General features: G+C 70.3%; 14 protein-coding genes. 1 reads left to right on the top strand and 13 read right to left on the bottom strand.

What is annotated here, in order from left to right; all coding sequences use genetic code 11:
- Positions 1-31 precede the first annotated feature (31 nt).
- From IE237_RS04290 to IE237_RS04245, 10 genes are all read right to left on the bottom strand, one after another.
- Positions 32-604: a hypothetical protein gene (locus tag IE237_RS04290; RefSeq protein ID WP_189800400.1), complete on the bottom strand. Its 573-nt coding sequence runs from the start codon at positions 602-604 to the stop codon at positions 32-34.
- The gene (locus tag IE237_RS04285) at positions 604-1,710 is read right to left on the bottom strand and encodes a hypothetical protein (RefSeq protein WP_189800399.1); all 1,107 of its coding nucleotides are present in this window, start codon (positions 1,708-1,710) and stop codon (positions 604-606) included. The genes IE237_RS04290 and IE237_RS04285 overlap by 1 nt, the downstream gene beginning before the upstream one ends.
- A 12-nt stretch (positions 1,711-1,722) precedes the next feature.
- Complete coding sequence (locus tag IE237_RS04280) at positions 1,723-2,859, bottom strand: hypothetical protein (protein ID WP_189800398.1); 1,137 nt, start codon at positions 2,857-2,859, stop codon at positions 1,723-1,725.
- A gap of 32 nt (positions 2,860-2,891) precedes the next feature.
- Complete coding sequence (locus IE237_RS04275; RefSeq protein ID WP_189800397.1) at positions 2,892-4,082, bottom strand: hypothetical protein; 1,191 nt, start codon at positions 4,080-4,082, stop codon at positions 2,892-2,894.
- A 64-nt stretch (positions 4,083-4,146) separates the two neighbouring features.
- The gene (locus IE237_RS04270) at positions 4,147-5,340 is read right to left on the bottom strand and encodes a hypothetical protein (protein WP_189800396.1); all 1,194 of its coding nucleotides are present in this window, start codon (positions 5,338-5,340) and stop codon (positions 4,147-4,149) included.
- Positions 5,341-5,516: 176 nt separating this feature from the next.
- Positions 5,517-6,440, bottom strand: coding sequence for a phage distal tail protein (locus tag IE237_RS04265; protein WP_189800395.1), 924 nt, complete (start codon positions 6,438-6,440; stop codon positions 5,517-5,519).
- 27 nt (positions 6,441-6,467) lie between these two features.
- The gene (locus IE237_RS04260) at positions 6,468-7,730 is read right to left on the bottom strand and encodes a phage tail family protein (protein WP_189800394.1); all 1,263 of its coding nucleotides are present in this window, start codon (positions 7,728-7,730) and stop codon (positions 6,468-6,470) included.
- On the bottom strand, positions 7,727-8,938 hold the full coding sequence (locus IE237_RS04255; protein ID WP_189800393.1) for a phage tail protein: 1,212 nt from the start codon (positions 8,936-8,938) through the stop codon (positions 7,727-7,729). The genes IE237_RS04260 and IE237_RS04255 overlap by 4 nt, the downstream gene beginning before the upstream one ends.
- Positions 8,939-8,968: 30 nt before the next feature.
- On the bottom strand, positions 8,969-9,919 hold the full coding sequence (locus IE237_RS04250) for a hypothetical protein (protein ID WP_189800392.1): 951 nt from the start codon (positions 9,917-9,919) through the stop codon (positions 8,969-8,971).
- 92 nt (positions 9,920-10,011) lie between these two features.
- A complete protein-coding gene (locus IE237_RS04245) occupies positions 10,012-10,224 on the bottom strand; it encodes a hypothetical protein (protein ID WP_189800391.1) in 213 nt (70 codons plus the stop codon).
- Between the two features lie 304 nt (positions 10,225-10,528).
- On the opposite strand from IE237_RS04245, the gene IE237_RS04240 reads away from it, so the two are divergent.
- Positions 10,529-11,338 (top strand): hypothetical protein, encoded by an 810-nt coding sequence (locus IE237_RS04240; protein ID WP_189800390.1) that lies wholly within the window; start codon positions 10,529-10,531, stop codon positions 11,336-11,338.
- A 27-nt stretch (positions 11,339-11,365) separates the two neighbouring features.
- On the opposite strand, the gene IE237_RS04235 is transcribed toward IE237_RS04240, so the two are convergent.
- The 3 genes from IE237_RS04235 to IE237_RS04225 form a co-directional block, all read right to left on the bottom strand.
- Entirely contained in the window at positions 11,366-11,680 is a 315-nt protein-coding gene (locus IE237_RS04235; protein WP_189800389.1) for a hypothetical protein, read from the bottom strand.
- A gap of 113 nt (positions 11,681-11,793) precedes the next feature.
- The gene (locus IE237_RS04230) at positions 11,794-12,084 is read right to left on the bottom strand and encodes a hypothetical protein (RefSeq protein WP_189800388.1); all 291 of its coding nucleotides are present in this window, start codon (positions 12,082-12,084) and stop codon (positions 11,794-11,796) included.
- A gap of 88 nt (positions 12,085-12,172) precedes the next feature.
- Positions 12,173-12,784: a phage tail tube protein gene (locus tag IE237_RS04225; protein WP_017239564.1), complete on the bottom strand. Its 612-nt coding sequence runs from the start codon at positions 12,782-12,784 to the stop codon at positions 12,173-12,175.
- Positions 12,785-12,799 lie beyond the last annotated feature (15 nt).

Here is a 12,799-nt window from a genome sequence, read left to right as displayed (position 1 = left end):
GACGGCCTCGTCGGCCGGGGTGGGCGGACGGTCAGGTCTGGGTGCCGTACATGCTGACGGTCTGGGCGTACACCGTGCCGGAGGCACTGGTGACCACGGCGTGGATCTCGACGGTCATGACCTTGCCGAACTTGGTCGGCAGGTCGACCGGGAGCAGACCGGTGTGGTCGAAGCTCGTTCCGGCGGGCACGGTCGGGCCGAACTGCTGGCCGTCGACCATGACCTTCACCTGGCCGGCCGCGCCGCTGGACGCCCTCGTGTACATCATCAGCCGCATCTTGGGCTGCCAGACCGGATTGAAGGACTGGGCGATGGGGGTGAAGGTCGTGCTCGTGGTCGACGGCCACTTCGCCACGTTCTGGTGGTCCACCGGCGGCATCAGCTGCAGCCACGGCCTGGCGAGGCCGCCGGTCGCGATGTCGTCCGCGAAGAGCTCGTGGTTGTAGCCGTCGAAGACCCGGAGGACCGGCTTGGCCGGGGAGGAGGGCGTGGTGGGACGGATCTCGTTGAGAGGAGGACGGGTGTTGACCGCTGTGGACAGGGCCTGGATCCGTCGCTCCATCTGGATCAGCCGGTCGACGATGTTCTCGGGCAGCAGGGCCATCAGCCCTCCTCAAGTGCGAGTTCGGCGGTGTCGGGACGGCCTCGCTCGGCCGGCCTGACCTTGACGCCGACGATGCGGTAGCGGGCGTCGAGGCCCGTCGGGTGCCATTCGTCGGTGATGCGGATGCGGGCGGTGCGCCCGAGGAGCGTCGGGGGGACGATCCCGCCGAGCCGGATGCTGATCTCGGGGATCTGCACGGAACCCCACGGCGTGTCGACCTCCGCCTGGGCGAGCGCGTTCAGCGTGCTCTTGTCGCTGATGTCGTTGTGGTCCGAGGACAGGTCGAGCTGGGGCCAGAGGTCCGGGAGCGGCTTCGTCGGCACCTTGACGTCGGACAGCGTCGGCCGGGACTCGGTGCCCGCGTTGCTGTTGGTCGAGGCGCCGCGGGCCAGGGCCGTGGTCCCGCCGCGGGTGGCGTCGTCCGGGATGGAGTACGACAGGATCGAGCCGGGCCGGTCGAAGACCATGTCGGTGGCGCCGGTGCGGATGGGCGAGCCGAGCTTGAGCCGGCGGACCCGCGTGCCCTCGCTCGGATCGCGGTAGACCTGGATCTGGTATTCGAGGCCCTGGGCGCCGAGCTGGTCGAGGGCTTCCTGGTAGACGGTCTCGTCGCCGTACCGCCAGGAGGCCGTCCGCAGTGCGCCGGGTGCCTCGTCCCCGTCGCCGACGTCGATCCTGCTGAGGCCCAGGCCGTCCGAGAGACTGCGCCAGAGGCTGCGGGCGATGACGAACTGGTCGGTCGGCTGGGTGAACTGGGTCTCGAACTCGTTCGTACGGATGCGGCGCCGGGTCGCGTACGAGTCGAAGGTGGAGGCCTGGACTCCCAGGGTCAGCACGCCCCGGTCACTGGCCTGCAGGTTGGTGGTCCAGACGATGCCGCCCCACCACAGGTCCCCGCCGCGCTCCAGGTAGACCGTGGTGCGGCCCGGCCTGATCCGGTGGGCCCGCTCGGCGATCTCGCGGTCGGGGATGGGGACGGTGCCGGACAGCGAGCCGGCCCGGCCGATGTAGTCCTCGAACGACACGTCCCGCAGCGGCAGGATGTCGAGGGTCGTGTCGGACCAGAGGTCGCAGAAGATGGCCCGGTAGGGCGTGTCGATGGCCATGGACAGCCCCCTTTACAGGACGTAGGTCGCGGAGATGCGCACGTTCCGGCCGGCGACGAGAGCGCCGTTGGACGACCAGGTGCGCAGGTTGATCTGGCCGCTGGGGGAGATGTAGGCACCGCCGTTGCCGAAGCCGTCGCAGGCGGAGGCCTCGTAGTCGAAGGCCGGGCGCCATCCGGCGGGCAGGGTGCACAGCGGCTCGTCGGTGAAGTTGCCGGCGCCGTCGACGTTGATGGTGGCGCCGTTGCGGGTGACGGTGACGAGGACGGTCGCGAGGCCCCGGGTGCGGCGGGCGGCGAAGGCCACGACCGTCCAGCCGGGCAGTGCGGTCGTGGCGCTCGTGGTGGTCTCCACCTCCACCGGGGGCTGGTAGTTCGCCCAGGCGGTGCCGGTCCAGCGCTGGAGGACGCCGTAGTTGTCGCGGAACTGGCCGGCGTACGTACCGGTCGAGACCGTGCCGCTGGGGGCGACACCGCCGATCTCCTTCGGGTACGCGACCCAGCCCAGGCCGTCCCAGCGCTGGAGGAAGTGGGCGTTGTCGTTGTCCTGGTACTGGCCCGGGTAGGAGCCGGGGACGCCGGCGTTGTTGTAGACGGGCAGGATGCCGCCCACGCCGACGAGGGTGGTGCGCAGGTCGGTGGAGGCCCCGCCCGCCCAGTCGATGCCGCCGGTGCCGGCCGAGGCCCCGGCCTTCACCTTGACCGAGAAGAGCGGGAGGGAGAGCGGGGGCGCGGCCGGGGCTTCCGGCGTCGCCTTCGGCTGGCCCTTGACGATCTCCAGGACGGCCTCGCTCCGGGTGAGGCTGTCGAACTCGTCGTCGTACACGCGCAGGACGACGAGGTCGATGCGCGGGTTCAGCGGGTCGCCGTCACCGAAGGTGAGGACGGTGTCCGCGTCGAGGGTGACGGGGTAGGCACCCTGGTTGTTCGGGCCCTGGATGACGGCGCGCCCGGCGTAGACGGTCGCCGTCATCGGGCCGCTGGAGCTCATCCAGAGGCCGCCGACCCGGAACTTGCCGTCGATCGTGCCCGGCAGGATGCCGGAGCGCGAGGCGAGCGGGTTGGCCGGGGTGGTGGCGCCGTGGGCGGTGAGGCGGGTGGTGACACGGGTCTGTCCGGTCGGCGGGAGCCAGCCGCTGCGCAGTGCCATGGTGTTCTCCTGTCGGGTGAGTGGATCCGGGACTACGGCAGCGGGTCGACCTTGATGAAGGTGTTGTCGAAGCCGGCCTTGAGGGTGAGGGTGTTGGTGATGACCCGGAAGAAGGCCGTGAGCGTGTACGTCGTGCCCGCGGTCAGACCGGAGTAGCGGCGCGTGTTGGCCACCGAGATCATGTTCTGGCTGGCGGCGAGCACCGCGTAGTCGTCCTCGAGGTCGTTGACGACCGTCGCGCCCTGGGTGAGCTTGAGCGCCATGTACGCGTAGTGGTCGCTGCTCGTCGACCGCATCTTGGCGCCGAAGCTGACGGCGACGGCCCTGGACGGCGGGGCGACGAAGCTGACCGTGAGCGGGTTGGTGACGCGGCCCGCGAGTGTCGAGGTGTAGGTGGTCGAGGTGGTGTCGCCGTAGTCGCCGTTGTCGACGAAGGCCCCGACCGCCACGGCCGGGATCCACGCCGAACCGTTCCACCGCTGGAGCTGGCCGTTCGCCGTGTCGCGGTACTGGCCGGGGTAGCTCGCCGGTGTGGCGGAGGCGGTGTTCGGGATGATGCCGCCGAGCGCCGCCGGGTACGGCACCCAGGCGGCGCCGTCCCAGCGCTGGAGCGTGTTGGCCGCGTCCTGGTACTGACCCGGGTAGGCGCCCGGACCGGTCTGGCCCTCGGCCGGGAGGATGCCGCCGAGCGAGACGACCGTGGAGCGCAGGTCCTTGAGGGAGGTGTTCCACGGGATGCCGCCGTTGCCGGCGCTGGCGCCGGCCGGGACCAGGACCTCGTACAGCGGCAGGCAGCGCGCCGGGATGAGCGGGACCTTCGGGGTCTGCTCCGGGGTGCCCTGGATGATCTCCAGCTTCGCCTCGGTCTTCGTCGAGGTGTCGTAGAGCGAGTCGTAGATCTTCAGGACGATCACGTCGATGCGGGCGTACTGGGCGTTGCCCGGAGTGAAGTTGACGGCCGTGGCGACCGGCAGCGTCACCGGGTAGGCGCCCTGCGTGATGTCGCCCTGGATGACGGCGCGGCCTTCGGAGACCGTGGCCGTCATGGCGCCGGCGCCGAAGGTCCAGAAACCGGCCAGCCGGAAGGCGCCGTCGTACGAGCCGGGCAGGATGCCGGAGCGGACCTGGACGGGGTTCTGCATCGTGGTGACACCGGTCTGGGTGAGGCGGGTGTCCTCGCGGGTCTGGCCGGTCTCGGCGACCCAGCTGCTGCGCAGGTTCATGGGGTTTCTCCGATCGAGGAGTCGAGGCGGGGGAGGGACGGGATCGGGGGGCGATCCGGTGGAGTCAGGACCTGATCCACTCGGCCGAGAGGTTGCAGGAGTAGCCGCCGCCGCCGAGGGTGCGTACCGGGGTCGGGACCGTCTGGTACGCGGAGAGCTGGACCGTGCTGCCGGCGGTGAGCTTGATGAGGCCCTGGCCGCCGACGACGACGGGGCCGCCGCCCGCGGGCGTGAGCCAGGTCATCCGGGGGACGCCGACGCCGCCGACGACGACCCGGGTGCCGCGCATGCCCTCGAAGGAGTCGCTGGTCCAGGCGGTGTGGCCGGAGACGCGCCACCAGCCGGTGCGGGGCACGGTGAAGGTGTCGGTCCCGTTCCAGCCGTTGAAGTCGTCGATGTCGACGGTCTGGAGGGTGACCGGGGTCCACACGGCGAAGGGGATGGACTGGTGGGACGTCTGCGAGGCGCTGAACAGGATCGTCGCCTTGCCCTCGGCGTACTGCCAGGCGGTGCCGTCCCAGCGCTGGAGCACTCCGGCGTTGTCCCGGAACTGGCCGGTGTACGTGCCCGTGGTCACCGTGCCGTGCGGCGCGATGCCGCCGATCGCCTTGGGGTACGAGACCCAGGTCGAGGTCGCGCCGTCCCAGCGCTGGAGCAGCCCGGCGGTGTCCCGGTACTGGCCGGTGTACGCGCCCTTGAAGCCGCTGGTGGGCATGATCCCGCCGAGCGCGACGACCGCCCAGTGCTGGGTGGTGACCGCGGTGGTCCAGTTCACGCCGCCGGTACCGGCCGAGGTGCCCTTCGGGACCCGGACCGTGTAGAGCGGGAGGGCGCTGCCGGCGCCGCTCACCGGGGCGACGGGGGTGGCCGCGGGAGTGCCCTTGACCAGCCGCAGCACGGCCTCGGTGGTGGCGCCCTGGTCGTAGGAGCCGTCCACGACGGCCAGTTCGATCAGGTCGATCCGGTCGTACTGCGCGTCGCCGTCCCCGAGGGTGAAGCTCTCCGGGGCGGTGACGGCGACGAGATAGGAGCCCTGGGCGGTGTCCTTGCCCTGGAGGATCGCGCGACCGGTGCCGATGGTGCACTGCATCGGGGCGCTGCCGGTCAGCACGAAGCCACCGGGCACGATGCCCGACCGCGAGCGCAGCGGGGTCTCCTCGGGGCTCTGGCCGCTGGGGGTGAGCAGGGCGGCGAGGGTCAGACGGGTGTCCTCGCGGGTCTGGCCGGTGGACTGGAGCCAAGCGGCGCGTACGGTCATGGGTCACCTCTCCGGAAGGGGGCGGGGGCGGTCGGGGTGGAGGAACGACGCCGCGGCGGTGACCACGCCGTGGCGTGATCACCGCCGCGGCGGTCAGGAGGGGCCGGTCGCCGCGCGGGGCTCACGCGGCGGTGGTCACGAGGGCCGGTCGCCGCACGAGGTCCGTGCGGCGGCGGTCACCACTCGGCGCTGCGCCAGCGCACCGTCATCAGCGAGGCCGCGGTGCCCTCCTCGGGCCGGAAGGACAGGTCGGTCCGGCCGGGGTCCAGCACGAACAGCTCCTCCGGGGTGGAGTCGGCCATCGCGGTGTGCAGCCGGGAGGCCGAGTTGTTGAGCATGACCGTCCCCGCGCGGGTGTCGACGGTGAGCTCGTCGCCGGCGGCCAGGTCGATCGCGTACCGCAGACGGCGCCGGGTGACCCGCTCGGTGACGGCGGGCATGGAGCACGGGCCGCGGAAGACGATCACCGGGTGGCAGGCGGCCGAGCCGGTGTTCTCGACGCTGACGTCACCGGTGCTCGTCGCCTTGCCCCAGCTGAGCGGCCATGTCAGCGGCCAGGTGAGGCCCGACTCCGGCTGCGGGGGAGTGGTCGTGGCGACCTGCTCGTCGACGGCGTACCGGCGGGGGTCGGACGCCAGCCACTGGACGGACATGCGGGAGCTGCCCTGGGTGGCGAAGCCCTGGTCGGCGGGGACCACGCGCTGGGCGATCCGGGCGCGGACGGCGAGCAGTTCGCCGTGCAGCCGGACGGTCAGCCAGCGCTCCTCGTCGAGGAGGGCGAGCGCCTGCCGCAGCATGCGGATGGCACCCGCCGCGCCCTTGTACTCCGGCATCAGCACGATGGTGCCGCCGACCTTGCGCGGCTTGGCGTACCGGGCACCCGGCCAGGCGCCGTGCGAGGTGGGGCGGTCGGCGTCGGAGGAGTCGTACTCGGGCAGGTCCTCCCAGCCCTGCAGGCCGGACTTGTCGACGGCGAAGGGGGTGCCGGGCCCGATCAGGAGCCCGGCCCACTGCATCTGCCCGTCCTGGGTGATGAGCGAGCCGGGCGCGACGTCGGCCGTGAGGGTGCTTCCGGCGTAGGGGGTAGTGGTCTCGGCCATGGGGCCGTCACCTCACTTCGGATGGGGTCAGCGGTGGGCGGTCGCGAGGAACAGCAGGTCCTCGGCGGTCGACCGGGGGCCGGCGCCGGGCTCCTCGTGGAAGTCCCGGACGCGGTGCGGCCGGGGAGGCGGCTCGGTGAGCGCCGGGACACGGCGGTTCTCCAGCTGGGAGAGCGAGTCGATGCGGTAGTCGTCCGCGCTTCCGGGCGAGACGATGCCGCCCTCGGCGAGCATCGGGAGCTTGTCGAGTTCGACGCCGAACTTCTTGCCGGTGAGCGGGATTTCGAAGCTGAGCTTGTTGAGCCCGTCGATGATCCAGTTGACGAAGGCGATCAGGCCGTTGATCGGTCCCTTCACGACACCGATGACCGCGCTCAGCGCGCCCTTGACCAGGTCGCCGATGCCCCGCAGGGCGTTGCTCACGGCGTCCTTGGCGGTCCGGAAGAAGCCGGGGATCCTGTCGGTGATCCAGTCGGCGACCGGCTGGACGGCGCTCCTGATGCCGCCGATGGTCCGGGAGGCGATGCCGCGCAGCGCGTTCGACGCCGAGGAGACGGCGGAGCCGATCTTCGAGATTCCGCCGATCACCGACCCGACGATCTTGAGTCCGGTCTTGAAGACGGTCAGGTACGCCGCGACGTAGGTGCCCACGGCCTTGCCGAGGCCCTGCATGAACGGCTGGATGAACTTCCAGACCGCCTGGAAGCCCTTCAGCGCCTGCTGGAGGACCTGCTTGATGATCCGCTGGCCGGTCTCGGAGTTGACCGCCAGTTCGATCAGGTACGCCGCGATGGGCACGATCAGGCCGACGAGGAAGCCGAGCGGGTTGGCCCGCATGGCGACGTTGACGCCCGTCATGGCGATCGAGGCGATGGTCATCACGGTGCCGAAGGTGCCCATCAGGCCGGAGATGACGTCCGTGATGGGCAGCAGCGGCAGCAGGATGCCGAGGATCACGCCGGCGCCGGAGCCGATCTTCCCGGCGGCCCTGCGGGCCTTGCCGGCGGCGTCGCCGATCCGCTTGACCCTGGTGGGTGCGGTGGAGCGCTTGATCTTGGTGACGGCGGTGGCGGCGCCGGAGGCGTTCTGGCCGAGGGTGCGGAGGGAGGTGCCGGAGCTCTTGATCCCGGTGGCCAGGGCGCCGACACCCGTCGCGGCGCGCTGGACGTCCTGCTTGAGCTGCCTGAGCGCGCCGCCCGCGTCACCGAGCCCCCGCGCCAGGGACTTCATCGTCGGAGCAACACCCCTGAAGGGGTTGGGCATGGCGCCACCCAGCGCCATGGCACTCATGCGCGTGCTCCACGCGCCTTCACGAGGTACATGAGCGCGTCGGCGGTGGTGTGCGGGTCACTGTTCCGGGCCGCGTGGTAGTGCTCGATGTGCAGCCCGGGACCGGCGGCCCCGCCCTGGCTGACGCTCTGGCCCATGCGGGCGCGGCGGGCGGTGAGGGCGAGCAGCCGGTCCAGCTTGGACAGCGGCAGGACGGCCTCGGCCTCGCCGGCCTCGGCGAGGATCGCCGGGACACCGCCGTGGCGGGGCATGACGACACCACCGGTGGCGAGCATCGGGATGGTCGGCAGGTTGACGCCGAAGGTCTTGCCGCCGACGACGGGGACCCAGCCGGGGACGCTGACCTTGACGCGGTTGAGGCTGCCGATCATCGAGTTGATGAGGCCGATGACGGCGTTGATCGGGCCCTTCACACCGCTCTTGATGCCGTCGAACGCCCGGGACGCGATGTCCTTGAGGCCGTTCCAGATGGACGACATCTTGTCCTTGACGGCGGTGAACGCGCTCGGGATCGCGGACTTGATCCAGTTCACCACCGGGGTGATGACGGCCTTGATGCCGTTCCAGACGGCGCTGATGACGCTCTTGATCGCGTTCATCACCGTGGTGATGACCGTCTTCCAGATCTTCACGTACGTCTTGATGACCGTGGCGACGGCCTTCACGACGGTGGAGATGGCCTTCTTGATGCCGTTCCAGACCGTCTTGATGAGGGCGCCGGCCTGCTTCATGATCGGGCCGATGGCCTTCATGACCGAGCTGATCACGGTCTTGATGGCGCTGAACGCCTTCTTCATGACCGTCTGCATCGTCTTCGAGCGCATCGCCATCTCGACGATCGTCTCGATGAGCGGCATGAAGAGTTCGAGCAGCCGGACCAGGAAGTTGCCCTTCATGGACTTGTTGAGCTTGTCCTGGCCCTTTGCGGCCTTGCCGGCGCCGGACTCGTACTTGCCGAGCTTGCCGCCGGCCGACTGAGCGGTGTCGCCGGCCTTCTTCATGGCGCGCTCGGCCTGCTCCGAGGCCGTCTTGAGGTTCTTGAGCTGGGTGTTGGAGCCTTGAGCGTTGGTACGGAGCGTCTTGAGCTGACTGGACGCCGACTTGCCGGCGTCGCCGACCTTCTTGATCGAGGTGCCGGCGCCGGACGCCTGGGTCTTGATGTTGCGCAGGCCGTCGGACGACTTCTTGAGGGCACTGACGAGAGACATGGGAGTACCTCCTTTCCAGGTGGGTGGGGGTCAGGACGAGGCGCCGCCGGCCATGAGGCGGGCCAGCTCGGCGGCGTCGTCCTTGAGCTTCTGGAACCTCTGCGTGACGGTCTCGCCGGCCTCGGCGAGGGTCCTGGCGGCGTCGGCCGTCGCAAGAAGCGGGCGGGGCTTGGGGACGTCGCGCGGGTTGAACTTGGTCTGGGCGTCACCGAGCTTGTCGATGGCCTTGGCCAGCGTCTCGATGTCCGTGGGTTTCGCGGCGTCCGTGGCCCTGGTGATCGCCTCGACGCCGGTGGCCAGCTTGTCGAGCTGGGCCTTGCTCTTCATCTTGGCGACGGCCTTGTTGAAGTTGATGATCCGGCGGTTGATGTCGCCGAGGGCCCGCTTGAGCGCGTCGAAGGTCGCCGGGTCCGGCGGGTTGGTGAGGGTCACGCCGGCGAGGTTGCCCGCCTCGCGATCCCTGACCGTCTGGGCGTTCTGACGGCGGGGGATGAGGCCACCCTCCACGCTGGCCAGGATCTGACCTCGCAGGCTGGGCCACTTGCGGCCGAGCCAGTTGAAGATCCCGCCCTGGATCTTCCGCTGCAGGTCCTTGAGGTTCAACGCCACGGCGATGAGGAACGCCGGGACGGCGAGGCTGAGGAAGCCCGACACGAGGTACACGGGCCACCAGACGCTGTCCTCGTGGAACTTCTCGACGGCGGCCGCGAAGCTGCCGAGACCGGCGGCCTCCATCCACTCCGTCTTCTTCGCCTTGACGAGCTCCTGGTGCATGTCGTCGAACTTCTTGAAGTAAGGGGCGAACTGCGCCTTGAAGAAGTCCTCGGTCATGAGCTTCGGGGCCTGCTGGACGAGGTGTTCCTTGAGTTCGGAGACCTGCGTCTTCGGGTTCTTGGGGTCGCTGTTGTCGACCCGGTCCTTGAGGAGGGCGTCCCTGAGGGAGGTGATCTCCTTCGAGAGATCCGCGATCGTTTCTGCCATGGATTGCTCCGCTTCCGGCCGGTGACGGCCAAGCGCCGAAAAGCCCCTGCCGGTAGCGGCAAGGGCTCGTTCGTGCGGGGGCAGCCGGGGCGCTAGGCGTCCTCGGATCGGCGGGGGCCGCGGCGCGTCGTCGCGAGGGCGTCGTTCCAGCCGGCGGCGTACGCGAGGGTCTCGCGGCGGGAGACCTCGGCGTACAGCGTGCCGAGCAACGCTCTCTTGTCGAGGGCGACGGGTCCGTCGAGGAGCTGGCGGAGGCGGTCCTGGAGCGGGATGTGCGGTCGGGATGCCTCGGCCTGCTGAGTCATGGACGCCTGCCTTCCGGTTGCTTGCCCGTGCGGGTGTGGCGGCGCCGCGGAGTGAGGAGCGGGGGCACCACGTGTTCGAACTGCTGTGCGAACAGAGTGTGGAACATCTGTTCGATGTTTGTCGAGCGGGAAACGTCTGACGGCGTGTCTTCTTGTGCGATATCCGAACGTGTTGGCGCCAGAAACGGCCGTGAGTTCGACCGGGTAACCTGGAAGCCGCGTTCCCCGGACCGGACCACTTTGGGGGGCGAGGGGCGCGAGGGGCGCGCGGGGACCCCAGGGGGCTGGAAGGCAGCACTGACGCATGGATACGGAGCCGGGCGCTGGTCGCCGGGAGCGGGTCGTCGACTGGCTTGCGTCCCACCCCGATCTGCCCCACCTCTTCGCCTATCTCTCGGAGCTCGTCCACGTCTCCGGGTACGCCCCCGAGGAACTCGTCGTGATCCCCAGGGCCGAGGTCGACCGACGGGAGACGTCCGCCTTCACGTCCGGATGGGCCGAGGCCGTCTCGGACGAACTGCCGCGCATCCGCAGGGAGTACGAGAAGCGCGTCGCCGACGCCTACGCGCAGGGGCAGGGTGACGCGCGTGGAATCCGCCGGCCCCAGCGCCGTACCGACGCCGGCCAGGAGGGCGCGCGGGTCATCGCGCTGCCCTTCGCCCGGCTCCTCGAACCGCCCGCGGCCGTCGTCGAGGCCGAGGAGCGCGTCCGCAGGGAACGCGAGCTGTTCGAACAGCGGGCCGAGCCCGGACATCGGGCCGACCCCGCGACGGGCCAGCGGGCCGAGCCCGAGCCGGAGCCCGAGCACCAGAAGGAGTCCGAGGCCGACACGGAGCCGGACGTCCTCGTGACCGCCCAGGAGAGCCGGACCCGCCGGAACGTCCAGCCGGTACGGAAGGTCGTGCGCGGCAAGGGCGGCCGGCCGATCGTGCCGCCGCTGGCCGGGGTGCCGGTCCAGGTCGGACCGTCCGCCGACCGGCGCGACGCCGACCCGGGCGAACCGGACGCGCGCGCGAGCAGGGGGCGGAGGCTGTCCGACCGGGCCAGGGCCCTGGAGAAGGACATGAGCGCCGAGCGAGGACGGGAAGAAGCGCCCCCGGAGCCCACTCCCTGACGGGAAGGGGCTCCGGGGGCCGCGGGATCACCCGAAGAAGCGGGCGATGGCCTGGGGGGAGACGACCTTGCCCTCCCCGGCGGACGGCCTCTGCCCGTCCTGGTCCGCTCGCTCTCCGTCCTCGTCCTCGTCGTCCCGTCCTCCCGGGCGGGGGACGGGCGTCGGAGCCTCCGGCGGGTCGGAGTCCTCGCCGGTGTTGACGCAGGCGAACATCCAGTTCGCCACGGCCAGATGGTCCACCGTGGCCGCGAGGAGATGGTCGGTGATCGACCATTCGGCGGTCTCGCCGTGGATCTCGCGCTGTACGGCGCTGTCCCGCGGCAGATGCTTGATCAGCAGCACGACGCGACGGCTGGAGAGCTCGCCGCGGTGCCAGTCGAGCAGATCGGTGGAGTAGTAGCGGAGGAAGTCCGCCTCAAGGGCCTCGGCGTGTTCGTCGACGAACTCGACGAGGCTCAGTCTTCCCCCAGGCCGAGCCCGGTCTCCTTGCCGTAGGCCTCCAGGATGGCGGCGATGTCCTGCATGGTGATGTCGTGCTGCTCGAAGCGGGAGAACTGCTCCTCACCCATCAGGAGTGCGAGCAGGCCGTCCACGTCGTTGTCGTCGAGCTTGCGCAGCGCCTTGGCGGTGCCGCGGCTCAGCTCGGTCGGAAGGGTGTAGGTCTCGCCGTCCAGCTCGAAGGACCACTTGCGGCCGTGGGCCTCCTGTCGCTGGGCGCGGGCGGCGTTGACGTCGAAACGGGCCATGGTGATGCGTACTCCTTGTTCGGATGCGTGAAGAGGAGAGGGGTGGGGCGGGACGGCGGTGCGCCGTCCCGCCCCGGGGGGAGAGGGATCAGACGGTCGCGGAGTACTGGCTGTCCTTCATGAGGAAGGTCGCCAGCGGCTTGCCGTCACCCTTCGACATCGCGCTGAAGGTGATGCCCAGCTGGGACGCCGCCTTGCGGGCCAGCTTGATGTCGTCGGTGGCGGTGACCTGACCGCGCGGGATGATGAAGCGGTAGCGCACCGCGGTCGTGCCGCCGGCCTTGACGTCGGTGAACTCCAGGCCGAGGGCGCGGACGTCGGCGAACGGACGCTCGGCGATCTCGTAGCGGTAGGTGTCGACGGCCGGCGTCGGCTCCGCCTTGACGGCGTCGCCGCCCATGAAGAAGGGCAGCGTGTCCTCGTTGAACTGGAGCAGCGAGAACTTCAGCGAGAGGTCACGGCTCGAGTAGATGTAGTGGATCGGGGAGACCGACTGCCACGAGTCGATGGCCTCCAGCTTGTCCTTCTTCGAGAAGGTGACGCCGTCGCCGGAGGTGAAGCCGAGGTCCTTCCAGCCCGCGCCGGACCAGTCGGCGGCGGAGTCCGTGCCGAAGGTGGCCGGGGCGGAGGTGCCGGCGTCGGCGACGTAGAGCTTGCCGGTGCCTGCGACGCGGATCTCGGCAGAGTTGTTTCCAGCCATGGTGGGGTTTCTCCT

This window comes from Streptomyces tanashiensis (assembly GCF_014648895.1).
Classification (GTDB): Bacteria; Actinomycetota; Actinomycetes; order Streptomycetales; family Streptomycetaceae; genus Streptomyces; species Streptomyces tanashiensis.
The sequence above is the reverse complement of the archived record's forward strand: the minus strand, read 5'-3'. Positions and strand labels throughout refer to the sequence as shown.